19 protein-coding genes are annotated in these 23353 nt (G+C 65.2%); 7 read left to right on the top strand and 12 right to left on the bottom strand.

The annotated features are described in order from the left end of the window. Positions 1–441: 441 nt before the first annotated feature. On the bottom strand, positions 442–1740 hold the full coding sequence (locus tag OGL92_RS18615; protein WP_263146447.1) for a dicarboxylate/amino acid:cation symporter: 1299 nt from the start codon (positions 1738–1740) through the stop codon (positions 442–444). 314 nt (positions 1741–2054) lie between these two features. On the opposite strand from OGL92_RS18615, the gene OGL92_RS18610 reads away from it, so the two are divergent. Next, entirely contained in the window at positions 2055–3050 is a 996-nt protein-coding gene (locus OGL92_RS18610; RefSeq protein WP_263146444.1) for an AraC family transcriptional regulator, read from the top strand. 24 nt (positions 3051–3074) lie between these two features. On the opposite strand, the gene OGL92_RS18605 is transcribed toward OGL92_RS18610, so the two are convergent. The 4 genes from OGL92_RS18605 to OGL92_RS18590 all read right to left on the bottom strand — a co-directional run bounded on the left by OGL92_RS18605 (position 3075) and on the right by OGL92_RS18590 (position 7127). Beyond that, on the bottom strand, positions 3075–4454 hold the full coding sequence (locus OGL92_RS18605) for an ATP-binding protein (RefSeq protein ID WP_263146442.1): 1380 nt from the start codon (positions 4452–4454) through the stop codon (positions 3075–3077). Beyond that, positions 4451–5128: a response regulator gene (locus tag OGL92_RS18600; protein ID WP_263146440.1), complete on the bottom strand. Its 678-nt coding sequence runs from the start codon at positions 5126–5128 to the stop codon at positions 4451–4453. Before OGL92_RS18600 ends, OGL92_RS18605 begins: the two co-directional genes overlap by 4 nt. Positions 5129–5225: 97 nt before the next feature. Beyond that, the gene (locus OGL92_RS18595; RefSeq protein WP_263146438.1) at positions 5226–5828 is read right to left on the bottom strand and encodes a hypothetical protein; all 603 of its coding nucleotides are present in this window, start codon (positions 5826–5828) and stop codon (positions 5226–5228) included. A gap of 114 nt (positions 5829–5942) precedes the next feature. Further along, positions 5943–7127 (bottom strand): MFS transporter, encoded by a 1185-nt coding sequence (locus tag OGL92_RS18590; protein WP_346659503.1) that lies wholly within the window; start codon positions 7125–7127, stop codon positions 5943–5945. A 327-nt stretch (positions 7128–7454) separates the two neighbouring features. Here OGL92_RS18590 and OGL92_RS18585 point away from each other — a divergent pair, with 327 nt between their 5' ends. Then, the gene (locus OGL92_RS18585; RefSeq protein ID WP_263146433.1) at positions 7455–8174 is read left to right on the top strand and encodes a 4'-phosphopantetheinyl transferase superfamily protein; all 720 of its coding nucleotides are present in this window, start codon (positions 7455–7457) and stop codon (positions 8172–8174) included. A gap of 45 nt (positions 8175–8219) precedes the next feature. Here OGL92_RS18585 and OGL92_RS18580 read toward each other — a convergent pair whose 3' ends face one another. Further along, positions 8220–9773, bottom strand: a complete 1554-nt coding sequence (locus OGL92_RS18580) for a S8 family serine peptidase (RefSeq protein ID WP_263146431.1) — start codon at positions 9771–9773, stop codon at positions 8220–8222. A gap of 656 nt (positions 9774–10429) precedes the next feature. Between OGL92_RS18580 and OGL92_RS18575 the strand changes: the two genes are divergently transcribed. Beyond that, a complete protein-coding gene (locus tag OGL92_RS18575) occupies positions 10430–10720 on the top strand; it encodes a DUF2845 domain-containing protein (RefSeq protein ID WP_263146429.1) in 291 nt (96 codons plus the stop codon). 93 nt (positions 10721–10813) lie between these two features. Here OGL92_RS18575 and OGL92_RS18570 read toward each other — a convergent pair whose 3' ends face one another. From OGL92_RS18570 to OGL92_RS18555, 4 genes are all read right to left on the bottom strand, one after another. Next, the gene (locus OGL92_RS18570) at positions 10814–11026 is read right to left on the bottom strand and encodes a DUF3820 family protein (protein ID WP_263146427.1); all 213 of its coding nucleotides are present in this window, start codon (positions 11024–11026) and stop codon (positions 10814–10816) included. A 237-nt stretch (positions 11027–11263) separates the two neighbouring features. Further along, on the bottom strand, positions 11264–12256 hold the full coding sequence (locus OGL92_RS18565; RefSeq protein ID WP_263146545.1) for a GNAT family N-acetyltransferase: 993 nt from the start codon (positions 12254–12256) through the stop codon (positions 11264–11266). A 220-nt stretch (positions 12257–12476) separates the two neighbouring features. Next, the gene (locus tag OGL92_RS18560; protein WP_263146423.1) at positions 12477–14084 is read right to left on the bottom strand and encodes an ATP-binding protein; all 1608 of its coding nucleotides are present in this window, start codon (positions 14082–14084) and stop codon (positions 12477–12479) included. A 40-nt stretch (positions 14085–14124) separates the two neighbouring features. Continuing rightward, positions 14125–14844, bottom strand: coding sequence for a winged helix-turn-helix domain-containing protein (locus OGL92_RS18555; protein ID WP_263146421.1), 720 nt, complete (start codon positions 14842–14844; stop codon positions 14125–14127). A 729-nt stretch (positions 14845–15573) separates the two neighbouring features. Here OGL92_RS18555 and OGL92_RS18550 point away from each other — a divergent pair. The 4 genes from OGL92_RS18550 to OGL92_RS18535 all read left to right on the top strand — a co-directional run bounded on the left by OGL92_RS18550 (position 15574) and on the right by OGL92_RS18535 (position 22046). Continuing rightward, positions 15574–18471 (top strand): ribonucleoside-diphosphate reductase subunit alpha, encoded by a 2898-nt coding sequence (locus OGL92_RS18550; protein ID WP_263146418.1) that lies wholly within the window; start codon positions 15574–15576, stop codon positions 18469–18471. Between the two features lie 221 nt (positions 18472–18692). After that, positions 18693–19946 (top strand): ribonucleotide-diphosphate reductase subunit beta, encoded by a 1254-nt coding sequence (locus tag OGL92_RS18545; protein ID WP_263146416.1) that lies wholly within the window; start codon positions 18693–18695, stop codon positions 19944–19946. A 113-nt stretch (positions 19947–20059) separates the two neighbouring features. After that, positions 20060–21367 (top strand): winged helix DNA-binding protein, encoded by a 1308-nt coding sequence (locus tag OGL92_RS22240; protein ID WP_263146413.1) that lies wholly within the window; start codon positions 20060–20062, stop codon positions 21365–21367. Between the two features lie 145 nt (positions 21368–21512). Beyond that, positions 21513–22046 carry a transposase gene (locus OGL92_RS18535; RefSeq protein ID WP_263146412.1) on the top strand — a complete coding sequence of 178 codons (534 nt, stop codon included), beginning with the start codon at positions 21513–21515 and terminating at the stop codon, positions 22044–22046. A 238-nt stretch (positions 22047–22284) separates the two neighbouring features. Here OGL92_RS18535 and OGL92_RS18530 read toward each other — a convergent pair whose 3' ends face one another. Both OGL92_RS18530 and OGL92_RS18525 read right to left on the bottom strand, forming a co-directional pair. Further along, on the bottom strand, positions 22285–22659 hold the full coding sequence (locus tag OGL92_RS18530; RefSeq protein WP_263146410.1) for a hypothetical protein: 375 nt from the start codon (positions 22657–22659) through the stop codon (positions 22285–22287). A 147-nt stretch (positions 22660–22806) separates the two neighbouring features. Next, positions 22807–23193 (bottom strand): hypothetical protein, encoded by a 387-nt coding sequence (locus OGL92_RS18525; protein WP_263146407.1) that lies wholly within the window; start codon positions 23191–23193, stop codon positions 22807–22809. Positions 23194–23353: the final 160 nt, after the last annotated feature.

Here is a 23353-nt window from a genome sequence, read left to right as displayed (position 1 = left end):
AAGCGCTCGGCGCGGCTGACCCATTCGCCCAGGCGCGGCGGCCCCTCGGAGGACCGGGCGGAGATTGCCCGCCACTGGCTCGGCTGATCCGGCTACGACCGCAGTCGCCTGCCGGGCATCGCCCTCGACACGCCTCACCTCCCGCCGGCCACGGCTCCGCCGATCGGCGGCCTGTGGCGCGGGGACTCTTGCCGTGGCGGCGGCGCCGCGCAGCACTCGGCTGCGCGGCTGTCGAACACCGCAGGGGCTTGTGGAAAATCGGTCTGGGCGGATGGCAGCGGGCGACCCCTTCGCCGCCGGTTCGACTTCGGCGTGCGGCTACGCCTTCGCCGATAAGCCGTCGGTTCTCCTGACGCCGAGGCCAAAAACGCCCCAGGCAGCCCTGGCCCCCTGAAACGACAAAACCCGCCGGCAGGCGGGTTTTGCGTCGCGGGAAAGGCCTCAGGCCATTTCGCTACGGGTCGGTATAACGTCGTCCGGGTTACCGCCGGAGGCCAGTTCCCGTTGCAAGGTCGCCTCGTCCACCTGCTTGCACCAGCGCGCCACCACCAGGGTCGCCACGCCGTTGCCCACCAGGTTGGTCAGCGCCCGTGCCTCGGACATGAAGCGGTCGATGCCGAGGATCAAGGCCAGGCCGGCGACCGGCAGGTGGCCGACGGCGGACAGGGTCGCGGCGAGCACGATGAAGCCGCTGCCGGTGACCCCGGCGGCGCCCTTGGAGGCGATCAGCAGCACCAGCAGCAGGGTCAGCTGGTGGGTGATGTCCATCGGCGTATCGGTGGCCTGGGCGATGAATACCGCGGCCATGGTCAGGTAGATCGAGGTGCCGTCGAGGTTGAAGGAGTAGCCGGTGGGGATCACCAGGCCGACCACCGACTTGTTGCAGCCGAGCTTCTCCATCTTGGCGATCAAGCCGGGCAGCGCCGATTCCGAAGACGAGGTGCCGAGCACGATCAGCAGCTCCTCGCGGATGTAGCGGACGAAGCGCAGGATGCTGAAGCCATGCGCCCGGGCGATGCTGCCCAGGACCACCAGCACGAAGAGGATGCAGGTGAGGTAGAAGCACAGCATCAACTGGAAGAGCTGTACCAGCGAACCGACGCCGTACTGGCCGATGGTGAAGGCCATGGCGCCGAGGGCGCCGATGGGCGCGACCTTCATGATCACCCCGATGATGTTGAACATCACCTGGGAGATGCGCTCGATGAACTCGAACACCGGCTTGCCGTAGTCGCCCAGGCGATGCAGGGCATAGCCGAAGAGAATGGAGAAGAACAGCACCTGGAGGATGTCGCCGTTAGCGAACGCACCCACCACGGTGTTGGGGATGACGTTCATCAGGAAGTCGACGGTGCTCTGCTTCTCGCCCGCCGCGGCGTAGGCGGCGATGCCCTTGGTGTCGAGGCTGGCGGGATCGACGTGCATGCCGGCGCCCGGCTGCACCACGTTCACCACCACCAGACCGATGATCAGCGCGAGGGTGGAGACCACTTCGAAGTACAGCAGCGCCATGCCGCCGGTCTTGCCCACCGCTTTCATGCTCTGCATGCCGGCGATGCCGGTGACCACGGTGCAGAAGATGATCGGCGCGATGGCCATCTTGATCAGTTTGACGAACCCGTCCCCCAGCGGCTTGAGCGCGACGGCGGTCTGCGGGTAGAAGTGGCCCAGGGCGATACCGATGGCGATCGCCACCAATACCTGCACGTACAGGCTTTTGTAGAAAGGCTTGCGGGACATGGCAGTTTCCTCGCGGGTACAACCTGCGCCGAACATCCTCGGGCGCGCGTTGCCGGACTCGATACACCTCCCTGACCGGGAGACTTTGTTGTGGGCGCCTGTGCGGCGCGAGTTCCACATCGCAAGCGCTATGCCAAGTCCGACGCCGGCGCCCGGCACAGCGAATCCGCCCCTTCGCGCTCGCGCCAGGGCCCGCCCGCGCGTCCGGGATGGCGGAAACCCGCCGTTCGTCGCGCGGATTTCCGCCACCCCGCCTTGTCGCGCGCCCGCCGAGCGCCTACCATCGCGGCGCCCGAGCCGCTCCGGAAGCCGCCATGCGCGAGCCCAGCATCGCCGTTCATTTCGTCCGCGCCGCCCTGCACGGCGTCCGCCGCCAAGGCCTGGACGAAGCGTCCCTGCTGCGCCTCGCCGGCATCCCGCCGGGCCTGCTCGCCGAACCCCGCGCGCGTGTCGCGCCGGAGGCCTTCGCCCGGCTGCTGCACCTGCTCTGGCAACGCCTGGCCGACGAGTCCCTCGGCCTCGCGCCGGCGCCCAGCCGCCCCGGCACCTTCGCCATGATGTGTCACGCCCTGATCCACTGCCGCAACCTGGAAAAGGCCCTGCTGCGCGGCATCCAGTTCCAGGCGCTGTTCCCGCGCGCGCTGCTTCTCGAGCTGGTCCGCGAGGGCGATCACGCGTGCCTGAGGGTGGAGCATAGTCCAGCCACCGACCCCGAGCATTTCCTGCTGGAAAGCCTGCTGACCCTCTGGCATCGCCTCGCCAGCTGGCTGATCGGCGAACGCATCCGCCTGGACAGCGCGCACTTCGCCTACCCCGAACCGGCCCATGCCGCCGAGTACCGCCTGTTGTTCCCCTGCCCTCGCCACTTCGCCAGCGCCCAGTGCGCGCTGCGCTTCCCCGCCCGCTACCTGGCGATGCCGCTGTTGCAGGACGAGCGCAGCCTCAAGCGTTTCCTGGCGAGGGCGCCGGCCGACCTGCTGGCGCGCCCGGACGCCGGCGACGGTTTCGCCGTGCGCATCCGCCGCCTGCTCGGCCGCGACTGCCGGCACTGGCCGGATCTGGAGGGCGTTGCGCGGCACCTGCACGTCAGCCCGCAAACCCTGCGCCGGCACCTGCGCGAGGAAGGGTGCAGCTTCCAGCGGCTGAAGGATCAGTTGCGCCGGGACCTGGCCATCGAGCTGCTGGAACGCGAACCTTCGATTCCGGCGATCGCCGAGCGCCTCGGCTTTTCCGAGGCGTCGGCCTTCCATCGCGCGTTCAAGAAATGGACCGGGGTGCCTCCCGGGACCTACCGCGCCCGCGAAGGCTGAGCCGGACCCGGCACGCCGCGCGGTTCAGTTGGCGCCAAGGCGGATGTGGAAGGCCGCGCCGCCGAGGGAAGAGGTCTGCAGGCTCAGCTCGCCCTCGTAGCTGTCGATGATGTCGCGCACCACCGCCAGGCCGATGCCCTGCCCCGGATGCTGGGTGTCCAGCCGCTCGCCCCGTTGCAACACCCGCGCATGCTGGTCGGCGGGCACTCCCGGGCCGTCGTCCTCGATCCACAGCTCGCAACCCTCGAGGCTGCCGCGGGCGCTGACCCGAATCCGCCCGAGGCACAGCCGGTAGGCGTTCTCCAGCAGGTTGCCGAGCAGTTCGAGCAGCGCCCCGCGCTCCATCGGCACGTGGAGGTAACCGTCGAAAGCCCGTTCGACCTCCACGCGCTTGTCGCGATAGACCTTGTCCAGCGCCTCGCACAGGGTGTCGAGCAGCGGCGCGAGGGGCGTGCGATGGCGCACCAGGCCGCTCTTGCGCAGGGTCGCGCGCTGCAACTGGTAGCCGATCTGCTGGCTCATCCGCTCCACCTGGTTCTGCAACACCTGGGCCTGCTCGCGGTTATTCGGCTGGGTGGCGATCACCTCGCCGACGCTTTGCAGGACCGACAGCGGCGTCTTCAGGCTGTGCGCCAGGTCGCCGAGGGAATCGCGGTAGCGCTGGCGCTGGCGGCGTTCGCCATCCAGCAACCGGTTCAGCGAACCGGTCAGGCGCAGCAGTTCGCGCGGGTGCTTCTGGCTCAAGCGTTCGATGACGCCCGACTCGATCTGGTCCAGTTCCTCGCGCAGCCCGCGCAGGCTGCGGAAGCCCCAGGTCAACCCGAGCCAGAGCAGGCCGAGGAGGAACAGCAGCGCGGCGCCCAGCCAGATGTACAGCTGGTCGCGGAAGCCGGCAAGCATGTGCTGGTATTCGCGGGTGGGCTGCATGGCGATGAAGCTGAAGGAGGCTTCCTCCCGGTCCTCCAGGCGCAACTCCACGTCGTAGACGAAGTATTCCTCGCCATCGGCATCGCGGGTGCGGCGAAATTCGGTGGCGCCGTTGCCGTCGAACTTCGGCAGGTAGGTGATCGACTCGTCGTCGGCCGAGCGCGAGCGCCAGACCAGGCGGTTGTCGCGGTCGTAGATGTAGCCGAGCAGCTTGGCCTCGGGCAGGTTGAATTCCTCGTCGGGCAGCCGCGTGGGCATTTTCAGCGCGCCGCGCTCGAAGCGCGCGGCACCGATCAGGGTGCTGGCGTCCGACGCCAGGCGCTGCTCGATGACGGTTTCCAGGGTCGAGCTGAACACCCCGAGCAACGCCGGCAGCAGCGCCAGCATGAACAGCACCGCCAGGGCCGCCGCGCCCAGCATCAGGCGCAGGCGCAGGGAAAAGCCGCGGCCGCCGCGCAGCGGCCAGCGCAGCCTCATCGGCAGCGCTCGGTGAACAGGTAGCCCTGGCCGCGCACCGTCTCGATCGGCCGGAAACCGGGCGCCGCCTCCAGCTTGCGCCGCAGGCGTCCGACCAGCACCTCGATGACATTCGGGTCGCGCTCGCCGTCGTCCGGGTAGAGCTGCTCCATCAGGCGGTCCTTGGCGACCACCTGCTGCTGATGGCGCATCAGGTATTCGAGGATGCGGTATTCGTAGGCGGTCAGCGCCAGGGGTCTGTCCTCCACCAGGGCCTGCTTGCGATTCAGGTCCAGGCGCAGCGGACCGGCCTCGATGGTCGCCTGGGTGAAGCCGGCGGAGCGTCGCAGCAGGGCGTTCAGGCGCGCCTCCAGTTCCTCGAACTGGAAGGGCTTGACCACGTAGTCGTCGGCGCCGGCGGCCAGGCCTTCCACCTTGTCCTGCCAGTTGCCGCGGGCGGTGAGGATCAGGATCGGGAAGTCGCGGCCCTGGCCGCGCAGTTGGCGGATCAGGTCGAGACCGCTCATGCCCGGCAGGCCGAGGTCCACCACCGCCAGGTCGTGGTGGTATTCGCGGGCGTGGTACAGCGCTTCCTCGGCATCGGGCACCGCATCCACCACGTGGCCCTGCTCGCCGAGCCGGGTATAGAGGTGATGGCGCAACAGCGCCTCGTCTTCCACCACCAAGAGTTTCATCCGCATGCTCCTCGCCCGGATGCGCGCCGGCCGCCCCGGAGCGAAGCGGGACGGCCGTGGCCGGGTTGCGCCCGCCGCGCGGCGGGCAGGCTGTGGGTCAGAAGTAGTAGTTGGCGCCCAGGTAGGCCTGGCCGGTGCTGTGCAGGTCCAGGGAACCGGCCTTGGCGCCGTCGTGGTCCTTGACCTCGACGCTGGCGTTGCTGCGCAGGTAACGGTAGCCGCCTTCCACCGAGAAGTTGTCGGCGACCTTCTGCAGGATACCGGCTTGCAGGCCGACGGCGTAGCCGATGTCGCTGTCGCGGCGGTAGCCGGAGGCATTCTGGCTGAGCTTGGTCAGCCCGAGGGTGGCGCCGCCGAACAGCCGGGTGCTGTCGGTAATCGGCAGAAAGGCATCGTAGCTGCCCAGCAGGTTGCGCTGGCGCAGGTTCAGGTCGTGGTGATAGTCGCCGGTGAGGCTCTCGTAGCTGGCGTACCAGCGGCCCTCGGCGCTTTCCTGGCCGGCGCGCAGGCCATAGGTGCTGGCGTGCTTGAGGACGTCGTCGTACTTGGGGTTGTCCAGGTTGCGCTCCAGCGCGCCGGAGCGTTCCATGTTGCTGGTGCTCTGGCCGAGGGTCAGGCCGGCGAAGTCCGCGGCCTGGCTGGAGACAGCGGCGAGGGACAGGCCGGCGGCCAGGGCGAAGCGGGTCAGGGTGAGTGTCATTGAAGGGTCCTCCATCGGGGATAAGGGGTGTCGAACACAGCACCCATGCTGCGCCCCCTCCCCTGAACCGCCGCTGAACCCTTGCTGAACCTGCCCTGAACGAAGATGCCGCCCTCAGATGCGCCGGGCGCGCCAGCCGGCGAAGACGAACAGCGCCGCCAGCACCGCGAGCAGCGCCAGCCAGCCGGCGTGCTGCCAGACGTAGCCGCCGCCATAGCCCACCAGGCTGGAGCCCAGGTAATAGGCGCACAGGTACAGCGCCGACGCCTGCGCCTTGGCCGCCGGCGCGCGCTGGCCGACCTGACCGCTGGCGACCGCATGGGCGGCGAAGAACCCCAGGGTGAAGAAGCCCAGGCCGGCCACCGAGGCGGCCAGCCAGGGCAGCGCGCAGAGGGCCACGCCCGCCAGCATCAGCGCCACCCCGCCCTGCACCACCCGCCGCGCGCCCAGCCTCGGCACCAGGCGCCCGCCCCAGCCGGCGCTGAAGATGCCGATCAGGTAGACGCTGAAGAGCATGCCGATCACCGTGGGCGACAAGCCGAACGGCGGCGCCGCCAGGCGGAAGCCGATGTAGTTGAACAGCGCGACGAACCCGCCCATCAGCAGGAATCCCAGCCAGAACAGCCCGCGCAGTTCAGGGTTGAGCAAGTGCTGGCGGAAGTTTTCCAGCAGGCCGCCAAGGCTCAGGGGCTGGGCGCGGAAATGCCGCGAAGGTGGCAGCAGCCAGACGAACAGGCCCAGGGCGAGCAGCGCCAAGCCACCGATCCCGCCCAGCGCCAGCGGCCAGCCGCCGAGGTCGCTGAGCAGACCGGCGAACAAGCGCCCGAGCAGCCCGCCCAAGGCCGTACCGCCGATGTACAGGCCCATCGCCGCCGGCAGCGAATCCGGATCGAACTCCTCGCCGACATAGGCCATGGCCAGCGCCGGCAGACCGCTCAGGGCCAACCCGAGCAGCGCCCGCAAGACCAGCAGCCAGTGCCAGCCCTGCACCAGGGAGCAGGCCACGCCGAGCAGGCTGGCGATCCCCAGCGCCACCGCCATCACCGGTTTGCGGCCCCAGCTTTCGCTCAGCGCGCCAGAGAGCAGCAGGCAGGCCGCCAGGCTCAGGGTGGTCAACGACAGGGCCAGGCTGCTGGTGGCGGCGGACACGCCGAAGTGCTCGGCCAACTGCGGCAACAAGGGTTGTACGCAGTACAACAGGGCGAAGGTGGCGAAGCCGGCGCAGAACAGCGCCAGGGTGGCCCGCCGATAGGCGGAAGTGCCGCGCACCAGGTACGAGGCAGAGGTGGCGGTGGGCATGCGCGCTCCTGAAAGCTCGACCCAGAGGGGCCGCAGGGCTTTCAGGCTACCACAGGCGGCGGCGCGGGACCGGCACGCGGGGCGGCCTTGCCTGGCGGACAAAAAAAACGGCAGCCCTCGCGGGCTACCGCTCTCGATCCGGAGAAAACGCAGGGCGCGCCTCGATAGCATCGTCCTGCTACAACCTCACCTGCGTTTCCGGGGAAACGCGCGGCCAGTGTGGCAAAAACCCGCGCCCGCCTCCGTTGGGCTTTGGTAACCGCCGTGCAACCGAATGTAACCCGGGCGTGACTGGCCGGTTCTCCGCCCATGCGGCAGAATGCCCCGATGACCGCTTTCCATCCCGCCTGCTGCGCGCCGTTCGATTACACCTGGCCCCTGCCCCATGCGCTGGACGCTGTCCGCCTGGTCAGTTGCCGGTTCGATCCCGCCCGCCTCGACGCGGCGGACTTCCAGCGCTGCGCGGTGCCGACCCCGGCGAGCATCCAGCGCTCGGTGGCCAAGCGCCAGGCCGAATACCTCGCCGGCCGCCTCTGCGCCCGCGAGGCCATGGCGCCGCTGATCGGCGCGCGACGCGTCCCGCCGATCGGCGAAGACCGCGCCCCGGTATGGCCGGGCAGAATCTGCGGCTCGATCAGCCACGGCGCCGGGATCGCCGCCGCGGTGGTCGCCGACCGCCGCCAGTGGCGCGGGCTGGGCCTGGACATAGAGGAACTGCTGCCGGACGAGCGCGCCGCGCGGCTGGCCGAGGAAATCCTGGTGCCCGCCGAGCTGGAGCGGCTCGCGGTGCTGCCGGCGGAGCGCCGCGCCGAGTACGTCACCCTGGTGTTCTCGCTCAAGGAAAGCCTGTTCAAGGCGCTCTATCCGCTGGTGCTGAAGCGTTTCTACTTCGAAGCGGCCGAGGTGCTCGGCCATGGCCATGAGGGCCGCGTGGGGCTGCGCCTGCTCACCGACCTGAACGACGACTGGCGCAACGGGGACGAGTTGCAGGGCCAATTCAGGGTGGCCGGCGACCGCCTGCTCAGCCTGGTGGCCATCGCCGCGTAGCGCCATGAAACGGCCGGCGCGAAGCCGGCCGGCCCTCTCCCCGGCTCAGGGGAATTCCCAACTCAGGGTCACCCCGCTGAAGCTGGAATAGGCGCGCACGCCCACATGCCACTGGCCCGCGGTGGGATTGGTGAAGGTGCACACCTCGCTGTTGCCTTCCTTGTAGGGGCGGCAATTCCAGCTCGAGGTGGTCGGCTGGCTGCCCACCTGGGTGTACAGGTCGGCGTCGCCGGTGCCGCCGGCGATGCGCACGTTCAGGCTCTTGGCGCCGGCCGGCACGTTGAAGCTGTAGCGCACCCAGTTACCGGTGCTGGCGGAGAGATTCGGCTTGGTTTCGCCGCCCGGGGTCCCGGGGGTGTCGCCGCCGCCGTCGCAGCCCTTGGCCAGGTAATCGTGGGCCGCCTTGGCCTTGATGATGCCGTAGCCGTAATAGACATCGCGCCCGGCGCTGCCGCGGTCCTCCGCGGTGGCGTCGAGGGCCTTGCGGATCTGCGTGGCGCTGCACTGCTGGTGCTGGCTCCACACCAGGGCGGTGACCGCGGACACGTGGGGCGTGGACATGGAGGTGCCGGACATGTTGCCGTACTGGTTGCCGGGCAGGGTGGAACGTACGCCGACGCCGGGCGCGGCGATTTCCACCTTGGCGTTGTACTGCGAGAAGGACGCCCGGTTGCCAGAGCTGTCCACCGCCGCCACCGAGATCACCGAGTCGTAGGAAGCCGGGTAGGACAGCGTGCTGTTGCCGTCGTTGCCCGCCGCCGCCACCAGCAGGGTGCCGGCCTGGTAGGCGCTGTCCATGGCATTGCGCTCGGTGGTGGAGGATTCGCCGCCGCCGAGGCTCATGCTCACCACGTTGGCGCCGGCGTCGCGGCACTGCTGGATCGCCGCCACCAGGTCCGAGCCGTAGGCCCAGTCGCCGTTGTTGTTGAATACCTTGACGATGTGCAGGCCGAGGTTGCCGGAGCCGGTGACCCCGACCACGCCGAGGCCATTGCCGCCGAGGGCGGTGATGGTGCCCGCCACGTGGGTGCCGTGGCCATTGCCGTCCTCGTACCAGTTGCCGGTGTCGTTGCTGCCGGTGCCGTCGTTGCCGGTCACGCCGCTGGACGGCAGATCCTGGTGCCCGAGGGAATAGCCGGTGTCGACGATGCAGACCTTGCGACTGGAAATGTTCGCGTCGGAGACCTGCGGCCCCTGGACCATGGTGATGCCGTAGGGCACTTGCTCGGCCATCAGGTAGCGCTTCGGGTCGCGCTCCACGTACTCCACCGAGGGATCGCGCTGCAGCGCGGCCAGTTGCGCCGGGGTCAGGTTCGCCACGCTGGCGCCGACCCGGTCCAGGTGGCGGATGGCCGTGGCGCTCGCGCGCCCGAGCACGGCGTTGGCGGTCAGGGTATCGAAGCGCCCCTGGGCCATGGGGCCCACCAGGGTCGACTTGGCGACGTCCTTGCTCAGGCTGGCGGGCGATTTGTACTTGACGATGTAGCGGGTGGTGGCCTGCGAACTCGCCGCGCTATCCAGAGCGACGACGTCCGCGCCCGAGGCCGCGGTGGCGATCAAGGCGAGTGCGGCGGCGAAGGCTGTTTTCGACGTATCCATGTAACGTTCTCCTTGGTTGTTCGCCGGCTCCAGCCGGCGAAAATCAAGGTAGCCCACAACTTTCGGGGTAATTCGGCGAGTGGACGAGGACGTTCGCGACGCTTCCTTAACGTGATTTATCCAACGTCAAAAAACATTACACTTTTAATCACTTAGCGAAGATATTACAGAATATTTCAGTCAATAAGGCGCGAAAAGCGTTGGAACTTGGCGCTGTTTCAGCGTGCCGATCCGGCGAATTATCTGGAAAGCTTTTCTTACATGTTTCGCGCGGTTCCGGTGCACCCTGCAAAACAACTTTCCATGCGATTGCAGAGCCTTCGGCTCGACCCGAAGTTGACCCGTCGTTCAATCCGTTGCCCACCTTGGGGGCACAGGGAAGCGACCGTTCAGGGGAAAACGAGATGGGACGAACGTACCGGTTGACTGGACAAAATCCATATCTCGACATAGCGCAGCACGCGTCATGCGTGCACCGCCCGTCCATGCCCCGAGCGAACCGGCGCCGGCGAATCCGCCGCGCGCCCTCTCGCCGAATGGGCCGCCGCGGGCGATACTGCGGCAACCCGTTTCCAGCGGGTCGCCGCGGCCCGCCGAATCCCCATACGCGGGTCCGCGCCGAACGCCAGGCGCTTCACGCTCAAGGACCAGACGACATGAAATTGCCCTCGCTTCTCGCCGGCCTGCTGCTGGTCGGCGCCCCCCTCGCCCAGGCCGACACCATGCGCTGCGGCGCCAAGCTGATCAGCACCGGCGACCGCCTGTTCGAGGTCGAGCAGAAATGCGGCGCCCCGGTGGACCGCAGCATCGCCGGCTACACCACGGACGGCTACGACCGCCGCGAATCGCCCATCGAGGAGTGGGTCTATCGAACCGGCAACGGCGCCTACAGCATCCTCACCTTCGTCGGCGGCCGCCTGAACACCGTGGAGCTGCGCCGCGAATGATCCCCTCGGGCCGTGACGCCCGGCCCGCCCGCCTCGAAATCCGCCGCGCGGGCATGGCCTCCGCGACGCCCGCGCCGCGCCGAGCCGCTACGCTCAACCGCGCCGCAACGGCTCCAGCAGGGCCGAGAGGCCGTTGTGATCGATCTCCTGCATCAGTTGCAGAAGCCGGCCGATCTCCCCGTGGGGAAAGCCTTCGCGGGCGAACCAGTTGAGGTAGTGACCCGGCAGGTCGGCGATCAGCCGGCCCTTGTACTTGCCGAACGGCATGCTGCGGGTGACCAGCAATTGAAGGTCTTCGGGTTGCATCGAATCGCCTGGGGCCGGGAGGGAGGACGGGACCGCCTCGAGCGGTCGTGGAAGCCCGCCATTGTGCCAAGACACGGCACCCACGCCCAGGCCAGCCGCGCAGGGGCCGCCCGGTCAACGGACGACCCGAGGTCGCGATGAAACGGCCGGCGCCCGTCCGGGGCGGACACCGGGCGCCGCTCGCGAGCCAGCCCGCCCTTCGCCTCGCGCCGCGCCAATGGGGTCGAGGCCGGCCGCTTAGGCGAGGACGCAGCGATCGAAGAAGGTCTCGCGCTGCAACATCATCAGGGCGGCGCGCTTGTGCGGAAAATCGAACGCCTTTTCCCGGTAGAAGCCCAGCGTCTGCATGTGCTGGATCATCCGTGCATTGTCCGCGCGCGGCTCGGCGACCACCCGCTGGGTACGCGGCTCGTCGAGGAACAGGTAGTGGCTCAGGGCACCGAGCCAGGCGGTGACCTTGTGCGGGCCGCGGTGGTGCTCCTCGCCCACCAGCATGTGGATGCCGCGGTCGTAGTCGTCCACCCCGTAGAACGGCGCGATGCGATCCTCCTTGGCCCAGTAGGCCTCGAAGTAGGCGAAGGGCTCGTCGTCCAGGCAACCCAGCAGGGTCAGCACCCGCGGGTCCTCGGCCAGGGCGAGCAGGTAGGCGCGATGCCGGTCGAGGTCGCCCTCCTCCTGCCAGAACTTCGCCACCCGCGGGCTGTTCTGCCACCGGTTGAAACGCGCCAGGTCGGTGTCGAGCGCCAGGCTGCGCAGGGATATCCAGGCCCCCAGGCGCGCGTCGAAGCGGCGATAGACCTCGCCCTCGGGTTTCGGCGGGCGCAGCGGGTGGCGCCGCCCGGTGGTGGCGTCCAGGTTCATCCGCTGCGGGTAGCCGGCGCTGGAGCCGGCGCGCAGGAAGCCGCCGGGCAATTGCCAGAAGGCCGCGCGCTCGACCCGCAGGTCCTCGCCGCGCCCCATCAGCAGGCCGCTGGCCAGCAGCTCGGCGGGCACCTCGGCCAGTCGCAGGCGCAGGCGTTGCCGTTGCGGGTCGGCGGCGAAGCACCAGTAGGCCAAGGCCTCCAGGGCGACGGCCGCGCCCTGGGCCGGCCATTCGAGGGGTTCGAGGACCTCGTCGGCGCCGGCGCCGTGGCGGCGTACCCGCAACAACGGCTCGCCGTCGAGGCGCAGGTCGAAGCCGTCGGCAGCCGGGCCCACGCTCAGGCGCGGGCCGTCGGGCAGCGGCAGCACGCCGCCGACCAGGGTCGTGGAAGAAGGGGAAACGCTGTCGAGTGCGGTGAGGGTCACGGTCGGTCCTGCTGCGGTCGAAGGAAGGTCGGCGGGCGCCGGCGCGGACGCCCTCGGTGCCGTACGGACGTCGTCGCCCGTGGGCGCTTTCGTACAGAACCTAGGGATACGGACGAATCGACGCCCCGATAGTTTTAGCCACCGCAGCCTGACGGGCGTCCTTTCAGCCCTCGCCCTGTCGGCGCGGCCAGACCAGGCTGAAGCGCGCGCCACCCAGGTCGCTGCGGGCGATCAACGCGCGACCGCCGTGCCAATGGATGATCCGCCGCACGATGGACAACCCCAGGCCGTGGCCGCCGGAGGCACGGGTACGGCTGTCGTCGAGGCGCAGAAAGGGGCTGAAGATCCGTTCCCAGGCGCTTTCCGGCACGCCCGGGCCATCGTCCTCGACGTCCAGGCGGCAGCGCGCGTGGCCGATCCGGTAGCTCAAGCGCACGTGGGACTCGGCGTAGCGCATGGCGTTGCTCACCAGGTTCTGCAAGGCCCGGTGCAGGTAGCGCGGCTCGGCCTCGACCCAGGCGCCCGCCGCCTGGTCCGAGACGACGCAGGCGCCGCGCTCGATGCGCACGCCCGGGCGCAGCGGCGCCAGCTCGGCGATCACCTGATCGAGCAGCGCGTCCAGGTCCACCGGCTGGAAGTCCAGGGCCGGCGACCCCTGTTCCAGGCGCGCGTAGGTGAGCATCTCGTCGACCAGCTTGTCGAGGTCCTGGATGTCGCCATCCATACCGTCCATGTACTTGAGGCGCGCCGCGTCGGTCTCGGCGTCGGCGATCATCTCCAGGCCGAAACGCAGGCGCGCCACCGGCGTGCGCAGCTCGTGGGACACCGCGCGGACCATCTCGCGCTGGATGTTCAGGGAGCGCTGCAGATGTTCCGCCATGTCGTTGAAGGTGGCCGCCAGGCGCCCCACCGAGTCGGCGCCGCCCGCCGGCGCGCGGGCGTCCAGCTTGCCGCTGGCGATCCGCGTGGCGGCGCTCTCCAGGGCTTGCAGGCGACGCTCCAGGCGACGCACCAATAGATAGAGGGTGAGGCCGATCAGGCTCAGGCCGAGCACGCCGATCAACACCAGCAGTTGCGGCGGATAGGGATTCATCTGGTACAGCGGGCCGATCTCCAGCACCCAGGACGTCTCGACGATGCCGGCGAACACGCGGATCGCGTCGCCGCTCTTGCTCAGGGCCATCACCGTGTCGCCCTCGTCCACCCGGCGCCGCTGGTCCTCATCGAGGTCGGCGTCGGCCAGGGTCACCAGGGACAGCTCGAAACCGAACTGCTTGTCCCGCGCCAGCGCCGCCAGCCGCTGCGGCTGCTCGTCCACCGGGTAACGCACCAGTTCGTCGATCAGCAGGTAGACGGTGGCCCGGGCCAATTGCTCGCTGACCTGCTGCACCTCGGCGGTCAGGACCTGCTGCTGGTGCGCGCCGAGCAGGGCATAGACCCGCGCGGCGTGGGGGCCGGTCTGCTCCACCAGCACCTGGCCCTGGCCCAGGCGGCTGCGCATGCGACCGTCCAGCGGGGTCTCGGCCAACGGATGCAGGGACAGCGGAATCCCCAGCAGGCGTCCCCAAAGCACCATGGAGCGGCGCCGCTCGACGTCGCTCATCGGCGCCAGGTTGTCGGCCATCAGGCGGAAGGTGCCGCGGGCGAGGTGCTCGCGGTACTGGTCGGAGCGCACCTCGTTGACCAGGTGCAGCGCGCCCACGCCGAACAGTGCCACCAGCACCAGGGCGGCGAGCATGCCGCCATAGATGCGCAGGAAGATCGAGTTCATCCGCGACCCCGTGACGCCCGGCGAGGGCGGCGCAGGCGCTTCAGAGCAGGCCTTCCGCGGCTTCGCGGACGAACAGGTAGCCCTTGCTGCGCACCGTCTTGATCAGCCGCGGGTGCATGGGGTCGTCGCCGATCTTCGGGCGGATGCGCGAGATGCGCACGTCGATGGAGCGATCCTGGCCGTCGTACTCGATCCCGCGTAGGGCGGTGAAGATTTCCTCCCGGGAGAGGATCCGCCCGGCGTTGGCCGCCAGCAGCCAGAGCAGGTCGAACTCCGCGCTGGTCAGCTCGATGCTCTGCTCGCGCAACCAGGCCTCGCGCATCGCGCTGTCGATCACCAGTGCACCGAACGCCAGGCGCCGCTGGCTCTCCGCCACCGGTTCGCCGCCGTCGCTGCGCCGCAGCAAGGCGCGCACCCGCGCCAGCAGGACCCGCGGCCGCACCGGCTTGTACACATAATCGTCGGCACCCATCTCCAGGCCGAGGACCTGGTCCATGTCGTCGGTGCGCGCGGTGAGCATCAGGATCGGGCCGGCATAGCCGTCGCGCACCTTGCGGCATATCGACAGGCCGTCCTCGCCGGGCAGCATCAGGTCGAGCACCACCAGCGCCGGCTGTTCATCGAGGATGCGCGCCGCCGCCTTCGCCCCATCCGACTCGATGGACACGCGCAAGCCGTTGCTTTCCAGGTAATCCCGGGTCAGCTCGGCCAGGCGCTGGTCGTCCTCGACGATGAGGATCTGCCAGGGTTCTTGCTCCACCACATCCTCCAGGCCCGGCCAAAGCGAGGGGCCGGGAAGACCGGCATTGTAGCAACGGCGGCGAGGCTGGCGAGCACTGCACAGGGCATGCCAGAAAAGCCCTTCGAAACACAAGATATTGTGTTGTCCTCGACCGGCAATTCCGCGCTGCCCAGAGGCGTTTTCCGCCGCGGATCGCGCGACGAACGGCATGTCCGGCGGCCAGCCCGCAGGCCATGGGCGCTGACCCCGGCAGAGGCGAATCACACACAAGTCACCCACACGTTATCCACAGCTTACTCAGGTCGTTCGCCTTGCATTGACCCCTGAGCCGCATTATCTTGTATGCCCATCGCAGCCAACCCCTACATGTTGGGGTTTGTACCACGATGGGCACTACCGGAGCAGACCGGGGCGGGACGCGGAACACCCCCTCGCCACTTCTGTCTTTCACCCGTTTTTCGCTTGACATCGGCCACCGCGGACGACCTCCAGGTCGACGCCGGAAGCGTTTTCCGACGAGCCTTGCAAGCCTCGGTGCCTCCTCGCACCGAAACACAAGATGTAGTGGTCTGGCTGTCTGCCCGACCGATTGACTTTTGAGCCATGGAGGCACTCGAGTCCTGCCCTCCCTGCCTCAACGCTGTTCGTCCGCGCCTCCTGGGTCGCGCGGCGGGCGCGGGTCGAAGCGGACGAACGGCGGGCACCGCGGGTGTCCAAACAAACCGAAGAGTGGAGGAACACCAACCCATGCTTACCGACAGCACACGCGAGCATGCGCCGGCCGACGCGCCGCGCGACGCCGATGTCTCCCAGGACCTGGCGGCCACCGCGCCGGGCCAGATGCGCGTGATCAAGCGGAACGGCACCGTGGTGCCCTATACCGATGACAAGATCACCGTCGCCATCACCAAGGCGTTCCTCGCAGTGGAAGGCGGCACCGCCGCCGCCTCGTCGCGTATCCATGACACCGTGCGCCGCCTGACCGAGCAGGTCACCGCCACCTTCAAGCGCCGCATGCCCTCCGGCGGCACCATCCACATCGAAGAGATCCAGGACCAGGTCGAGCTGGCGCTGATGCGCGCCGGCGAGCAGAAGGTCGCCCGGGACTACGTACTCTACCGCGAAGCCCGCTCCCAGGAACGCAAGCGCGGCGCCGCCGACGCACCCGCCGTGGCGCACCCGAGCATCCGCGTGACCAAGGCCGACGGCAGCCTGTCGCCGCTGGACCTCGGCCGCCTGCAGACCATCGTCCGCGAAGCCTGCGAGGGCCTCGCCGAGGTCGACGGCGCGCTGATCGAAAAAGAGACCCTGAAGAACCTCTACGACGGCGTCGCCGAGAAGGACGTCAACACCGCCCTGGTGATGACCGCGCGGACCCTGGTGGAGCGCGAGCCGAACTACTCCTACGTCACCGCCCGCCTGCTGATGGACACCCTGCGCGCCGAAGCGCTGGGCTTCCTCGAGGTCGCCGAGAGCGCCACCCACCACGAGATGGCCGAGCTGTACGCCAAGGCCCTGCCGGCCTACGTCGAGGCCGGCGTGACACTGGAACTGCTCGACGCCAAGCTGAAGACCTTCGACCTGGCGCGCCTGGGCGCCGCCATCGTCCACGAGCGCGACCAGCAGTTCACCTACCTCGGCCTGCAGACCCTCTACGACCGCTACTTCATCCACAAGGACGGCGTGCGTTTCGAGCTGCCCCAGGTGTTCTTCATGCGCGTGGCCATGGGCCTGGCCATCGAGGAAAAGGACAAGGAAGCGCGCGCCATCGAGTTCTACAACCTGTTGTCGTCCTTCGACTACATGTCCTCGACGCCCACCCTGTTCAACGCCGGCACCCTGCGCCCGCAGCTCTCCAGCTGCTACCTGACCACCGTGCCGGACGACCTCTCGGGCATCTACAGCGCCATCCACGACAACGCCATGCTGTCCAAATTCGCCGGCGGCCTGGGCAACGACTGGACCCCGGTGCGCGCGCTGGGCTCCTACATCAAGGGCACCAACGGCAAGTCCCAGGGCGTCGTGCCCTTCCTCAAGGTGGTCAACGACACCGCGGTGGCGGTCAACCAGGGCGGCAAGCGCAAGGGCGCGGTCTGCGCCTACCTGGAAACCTGGCACCTGGACATCGAGGAATTCATCGAGCTGCGCAAGAACACCGGCGACGACCGCCGCCGCACCCACGACATGAACACCGCGAACTGGATTCCCGACCTGTTCATGAAGCGCGTGTTCGACGACGGCCAGTGGACCCTGTTCTCCCCCGCCGACGTGCCGGACCTGCACGACCTCACCGGCAAGGCCTTCGAGGAGCGCTACGAGTACTACGAAGCCATGGCCGGCTACGGCAAGATCAAGTTGCACAAGACCCTCGCCGCCAAGGACCTGTGGCGCAAGATGCTCTCCATGCTGTTCGAGACCGGCCACCCGTGGCTGACCTTCAAGGACCCGTGCAACCTGCGCAGCCCGCAGCAGCACGTCGGCGTGGTGCACAGCTCCAACCTCTGCACCGAGATCACCCTGAACACCAACAAGGACGAGATCGCCGTGTGCAACCTGGGTTCGGTGAACCTGGTCAACCACATCGTCGACGGCAAGCTGGACCTGGCCAAGGTCGAGAAGACCGTGAAGACCGCGGTGCGCATGCTCGATAACGTCATCGACATCAACTACTACTCGGTGCCGCAGGCGCGCAATTCCAACCTCAAGCACCGCCCGGTCGGCCTCGGCATCATGGGCTTCCAGGACGCGCTGTACCTCCAGCACATCGCCTACGGTTCGGACGCCGCCATCGACTTCGCCGACAAGTCCATGGAAGCCATCAGCTACTTCGCGATCCAGGCCTCCTGCGACCTGGCCGACGAGCGCGGCGCCTACGAGACCTTCCAGGGCTCGCTGTGGAGCCAGGGCATCCTGCCGCTGGACTCCCAGCAGATCCTCATCGAGGCCCGTGGCCAGAAGTACATCGACGTCGACCTGACCGAATCGCTGGACTGGGCGCCGGTGCGGGCCCGCGTGCAGAAAGGCATCCGCAACTCGAACATCATGGCCATCGCGCCGACCGCCACCATCGCCAACATCACCGGCGTGTCGCAGTCCATCGAGCCGACCTATCAGAACCTCTACGTGAAATCGAACCTCTCGGGCGAATTCACCGTGATCAACCCCTACCTGGTGCGCGACCTCAAGGCCCGCGGCCTGTGGGACCCGGTGATGGTCAACGACCTGAAGTACTACGACGGCTCCGTGCAGCAGATCGAGCGTATCCCGCAGGATCTGAAAGACCTGTACGCCACCGCCTTCGAAGTGGAGACCAAGTGGATCGTCGACGCCGCCAGCCGCCGGCAGAAGTGGATCGACCAGGCACAATCGCTGAACCTGTACATCGCCGGCGCCTCGGGCAAGAAGCTCGACGTGACCTACCGCATGGCCTGGTACCGCGGCCTGAAGACCACCTACTACCTCCGCGCCCTGGCCGCCACCAGCACCGAGAAGTCGACCATCAACACCGGCAAGCTCAACGCCGTCTCCAGCGGCAGCAAGGAAGGCCTGCAAGCCGCCCCTGCCGGCGCGAGCGCCGAGCCGCAACCGGCACCGGTGCCGATGGCCTGCAGCATCGACAACCCGGACTGCGAAGCCTGCCAGTGAGCCACTGAGCCCGCCGGGCGGACCGCCGCCCGGCCCGGCTCCCGATTCCCAGGGCGCACTCGCGCGACGAGACGCCCGCGGGGCGGCGACACGCCTGCCACCGCTCCGACCGGCGCCGCCGCATTCCACGCGCCGCTCGACCTTTTCAGTTTTTGCGTGCAACGAACGCATCACCCTATAGACGACCGGCCACGCCCGGTCCCCGATCAGGAGGAACCCCCATGCTGAGCTGGGACGAATTCGACCAACCCGAAGAAGGCGCCGCACCGGCCAAGGCCGCAGCCGCCGCCCCGCAACACGCCAGCGCCGCCCCCGAGCACATCGACCACGAAGCCGCCGGCTCGGTGAGCGAAGCCCGCGCCGTGCAGGCCGGCGACTCCGCCGCCGTGGCCCGCGCCAAGGCCGCACTGAACGACCTGGACATCCAGGAAGGCCTGGACGACCTGGAAGGCTCCGCCGCCCGCGTGCAGGTCGACGAGAAGCGCATGATCAACTGCCGCGCCGACCTCAACCAGCTCGTGCCCTTCAAGTACGACTGGGCCTGGCAGAAGTACCTCGACGGCTGCGCCAACCACTGGATGCCGCAGGAAGTGAACATGAACGCGGACATCGCCCTGTGGAAGAGCCAGGACGGCCTGACCGAGGACGAGCGCCGCATCGTCAAGCGCAACCTGGGCTTCTTCTCCACCGCCGACTCCCTGGTGGCGAACAACCTGGTGCTGGCCACCTACCGCCTGATCACCAACCCCGAATGCCGCCAGTACATCCTGCGCCAGGCCTTCGAAGAGGCGATCCACACCCACGCCTACCAGTACTGCATCGAATCCCTGGGCATGGACGAAGGTGAGATCTTCAACATGTACCACGAGATTCCCTCGGTCGCGAAGAAGGCGGCCTGGGGTCTCAAGTACACCCGCTCGATCTCCGATCCCAAGTTCGAGACCGGCACCGTCGAGACCGACAAGCAGTTCCTGAAGAACCTGATCGCCTACTACTGCGTCCTCGAAGGCATCTTCTTCTATTGCGGCTTCACCCAGATCCTCTCCATGGGCCGCCGCAACAAGATGACCGGCACCGCCGAGCAGTTCCAGTACATCCTCCGCGACGAGTCCATGCACCTGAACTTCGGCATCGACATGATCAACCAGATCAAGATCGAGAACCCGCACCTGTGGGACGCCGACATGAAGGACGAAGCGACCCAGATGATCCTCCAGGGCACCCAACTGGAAATCGAATACGCCCGCGACACCATGCCCCGCGGCGTCCTCGGCATGAACGCCGCGATGATGGAGGACTACCTCAAATTCATCGCCAACCGCCGCCTCTCGCAGATCGGCCTGAAAGAAGAATACCCCGGCACCACCAACCCCTTCCCGTGGATGAGCGAAATCATGGACTTGAAGAAGGAGAAGAACTTCTTCGAGACGCGGGTTATTGAGTATCAGACGGGGGGGGCGTTGAGCTGGGATTGATTCCGGGTCGAACCATTAGGACACCATAAAACGCTTCAACCTGATACGGATTTTCGGGGTAGCGAAGAAAGACAAAACCCCGCTTTGTGCGGGGTTTTTTTGGAGAATTTAAAGTGAGCGGAACATATCAAAGCTGGGGTTTTACTGACTCACCATTTAAAGCAATACCGCTTGGAGCGAACAGTCGCGACGAGAATTTATTAATTGGACGAGATCAAGAAATCCAGCGACTATCAACACTACTAAAGAAAACTGACAAATGGACCGTTGTCGATGGAGAAATAGGATCAGGCAAGACAAGCCTGATTAATGTCGCCACTTACAAAATATATAGAGAATACCTTAAAGCCCCCTCTGGAACACTCTTAATACCTGCCACCCGAACAATTCAAATTGAAGAAAAAACGACCACAGAAAATTTCTGTCGCGAAACATATCAAATTATTGCGGAATCCATAATAGCCAAGCAAAGTGAGCTAGCAAAACACCTAGTAAACTACAAGCTAGATAGCTTTAAAAAAATTGAGAACTTACTAAACAGCCCTACAATAACTAGCATTGGCGGCACACTTGGACCTGTCGGGATATCAAACAATTCAATACCAAATGAATCTCCGACATTTACAGAGGCAGGATTTAACTCATTAATTCAATCATGGCTCGACGAATTATTTGGCGAATCCACTACCAATAAAGGTGGTGTCGTTATAATTATCGACAATCTTGAACTATTAAAAACCAGCAAAACAATTCGCGACATACTTGAAAATCTTCGCGACAAAATACTTAACAAAACCGGAATTAAATGGGTTCTCTGCGGGGCGAACGGCGTAATTGCAGCCACAGCATCAACGCGCCTAACCGGGTATCTACAGAAAACACTTCAAGTAGAAAATATACCTGTAACAAAATCCGACGAGATACTTGTAAGCAGGATAAAAGCCTACCATCGAGACTCTGCAGAAGCCTATTTGCCATTTAACCCTGAAAATTTCAAAACCCTCCACTCTATCCTCAACAAGAACTTACGCGACCTCTTAGGAAAAGTTGATTCTTACAATGAAGAAATTATGGACTCTTCCGATGAAAACCCTAAATCCGAAATCGAAAAGGATGAAAAATTCTCCAACTGGTTATCGGAGGACTCTAAAGAAGCACACGAACTGACGCAGAGATACTCCACGAAAAAATCATGGAGCATCTTAGTTAGTGCAAAATCTACGGGAAGCTTCGCCTCAAGCGAGCACGAAAGGTTCGGATATACACAGCAGTCAAACTTCAGCGCGGCAATTAGAGAACTTGCCAGGCTAGGCCTTATCGAAATAACCAGCGACGAAGACGACAACAGAAGAAAAAACATTACTCTTACTTCAAAGGCTTACTACGCTCTATACCACCATGAAAACTCGCCCCGAAAATAACAAGCGAGGTAGCGAGGTAGCCTGGATACCTCACCCGTGGAAAACGCTTCGCGGTTTTCCACCCTACGATGAGATGGCGTAGGGTGGGCAACGCGAAGCTTGCCCACCGACGAACCACCACATCAACGCTCAAGGATGAGCCGCCATGTCCGATTACCGCCGCGCCCGGGTACCGGGTGCGACCTATTTCTTCACCGTGAACCTGCGCGACCGGCGCAGCGGGTTGCTGGTCCGCGAGGTGGAGCTGTTGCGGGCCACGGTACGCGCCACCAAGGCGCGGCACCCGTTTCATATCGATGCCTGGGTCGTGCTCCCGGATCATATGCACTGCCTGTGGACCCTCCCCGAAGGCGATGCCGATTTCGCCCTGCGCTGGAAGGTCATCAAGTTCGCTTTCGCCAAACGCCTGCCGCGCACCGAGGCGCGTCCCACCGCCCTGCTCGCCCGCGGCGAGCGCGGGATCTGGCAACGGCGCTACTGGGAACACCTGATCCGCGACGAACGCGACTACGCGAACCACATGGATTACATCCACTTCAATCCGGTGAAACACCGACACGTGGATCCTGTGGCCGATTGGCCGTATTCAAGCTTTCACCGCGCGGTGCGCCAGGGGCTTTATCCGAAGGATTGGGGCGCGGATTACCGGAATGACGGTGAAAGTTACGGGGAAGCCTGAAGTGCCGGTCGGTGGAAAACGCTTCGCGGTTTTCCACCCTACAAAAAGGACCACGTGGGGTGGCAACGTAGGACGTAGGGTGGGCAACGCTTCGCTTGCCCACCCGTGACTCTACACATCGAGGTTCAATCAGCACTTCTTGCGTGAAAGTATTGCCGATCTCATGGGCCGCTTCACCCATGCTTTATCGCCAACGATCATTCCCATCCTTCTAACCAGACCGCGAGCATTTCAGCAACTACTGTTTGAACCCGCCAAGATAAGTACCATACCCGCCCAACAGAACGATAAGTGCTCCACACACAAGCAGCAATCGGGTTGGCCACACCACCAGCCTCGTCAAGCGAGATGGGAGCCTAGATGCCTCCTCAGCATCCAACTGACCCTGTCGAATGGCAAAATCATGGAAAGCACACAAATAAGAAACTTGTCCCATTCGGTAGATTCTTGCCAAGCCGCTGTCACCCAGATAATTTTTGTTATAAACCACCAACCTGGAGGTCTTCAGGGAATCTTCGAATTCATCGAGCCTGCTATAGGACAGGTAGAAGAAGTACAAAGTCAAAAGGAAAGCAATGATAAAATCACCAACAACGAAGATAAAAAGCGCCACGTTTATTCCTGAACTTCCCGCTAAATCAGTGAGCACAGTTTCACGCCGCTGCTTGCAACGAAACTATCGCTTCGTTGCCCTTAGCACCAGTACCTAATCGCTGCTCTCGTTAACCAAGAGAACATCCACACTGAAGTCTTCACTGATTCATTCACCCCCTTTTATATAATTGAAGAAATAGGAAGCCATCATCATGATGATAAAAGAAAAGAGAAGAATTCTCCCCGTCCACACGATCTTTCTTTCCAACCTTCCAGGAAATCCGGAGACATCGCTCGCATCCAGCTGCCCTTTGCGAATTGAATAGTTCTTCACGCTCAGGCAGCCCGCAATCTGTAACATACGCATGGCACGAGCGATAGGGCCATTTCCTAAATTTCTTTTATTCATAACAATCCAGTTGGATTTCTTTAAAAATTGCTCGGCCCTGTCCAGCTCTTTGAAGGCCAGAAAAGTCATATAGAGGCCAGCAACTATAGCTGTCATCATATTCAACAGCATCACACCCATTACCCAATATTTAAACTGCATCATTAATGAGCCACTTCATATAGTTCTTCGGCTATATACTCGCCGCTTTTGCTTAAGCCATCTCCACCTATGGACCCTACAGTACCCACGACGACTAACGAGCAAGCTATTGCACCTACCCCCATAGAACCCAACCCTATTGCTGCGCAAACCGATGGCCCAA

The organism is Pseudomonas sp. RIT-PI-AD, from assembly GCF_025642785.1.
Taxonomy (GTDB): Bacteria; Pseudomonadota; Gammaproteobacteria; order Pseudomonadales; family Pseudomonadaceae; genus Pseudomonas_T.
This window is presented reverse-complemented; position numbering and strand designations above follow the sequence as displayed.

What these genes read in the sequence shown, in the direction of transcription:
- OGL92_RS18615 (WP_263146447.1), bottom strand. Translation starts at nt 1,740, where the DNA reads ATGTCCCGCAAGCCTTTCTACAAAAGCCTGTACGTGCAGGTATTGGTG.
- OGL92_RS18610 (WP_263146444.1), top strand. Translation starts at nt 2,055, where the DNA reads ATGCGCGAGCCCAGCATCGCCGTTCATTTCGTCCGCGCCGCCCTGCAC.
- OGL92_RS18605 (WP_263146442.1), bottom strand. Translation starts at nt 4,454, where the DNA reads ATGAGGCTGCGCTGGCCGCTGCGCGGCGGCCGCGGCTTTTCCCTGCGC.
- OGL92_RS18600 (WP_263146440.1), bottom strand. Translation starts at nt 5,128, where the DNA reads ATGAAACTCTTGGTGGTGGAAGACGAGGCGCTGTTGCGCCATCACCTC.
- OGL92_RS18595 (WP_263146438.1), bottom strand. Translation starts at nt 5,828, where the DNA reads ATGACACTCACCCTGACCCGCTTCGCCCTGGCCGCCGGCCTGTCCCTC.
- OGL92_RS18590 (WP_346659503.1), bottom strand. Translation starts at nt 7,127, where the DNA reads ATGCCCACCGCCACCTCTGCCTCGTACCTGGTGCGCGGCACTTCCGCC.
- OGL92_RS18585 (WP_263146433.1), top strand. Translation starts at nt 7,455, where the DNA reads ATGACCGCTTTCCATCCCGCCTGCTGCGCGCCGTTCGATTACACCTGG.
- OGL92_RS18580 (WP_263146431.1), bottom strand. Translation starts at nt 9,773, where the DNA reads ATGGATACGTCGAAAACAGCCTTCGCCGCCGCACTCGCCTTGATCGCC.
- OGL92_RS18575 (WP_263146429.1), top strand. Translation starts at nt 10,430, where the DNA reads ATGAAATTGCCCTCGCTTCTCGCCGGCCTGCTGCTGGTCGGCGCCCCC.
- OGL92_RS18570 (WP_263146427.1), bottom strand. Translation starts at nt 11,026, where the DNA reads ATGCAACCCGAAGACCTTCAATTGCTGGTCACCCGCAGCATGCCGTTC.
- OGL92_RS18560 (WP_263146423.1), bottom strand. Translation starts at nt 14,084, where the DNA reads ATGAACTCGATCTTCCTGCGCATCTATGGCGGCATGCTCGCCGCCCTG.
- OGL92_RS18550 (WP_263146418.1), top strand. Translation starts at nt 15,574, where the DNA reads ATGCTTACCGACAGCACACGCGAGCATGCGCCGGCCGACGCGCCGCGC.
- OGL92_RS18545 (WP_263146416.1), top strand. Translation starts at nt 18,693, where the DNA reads ATGCTGAGCTGGGACGAATTCGACCAACCCGAAGAAGGCGCCGCACCG.
- OGL92_RS18535 (WP_263146412.1), top strand. Translation starts at nt 21,513, where the DNA reads ATGTCCGATTACCGCCGCGCCCGGGTACCGGGTGCGACCTATTTCTTC.
- OGL92_RS18525 (WP_263146407.1), bottom strand. Translation starts at nt 23,193, where the DNA reads ATGATGCAGTTTAAATATTGGGTAATGGGTGTGATGCTGTTGAATATG.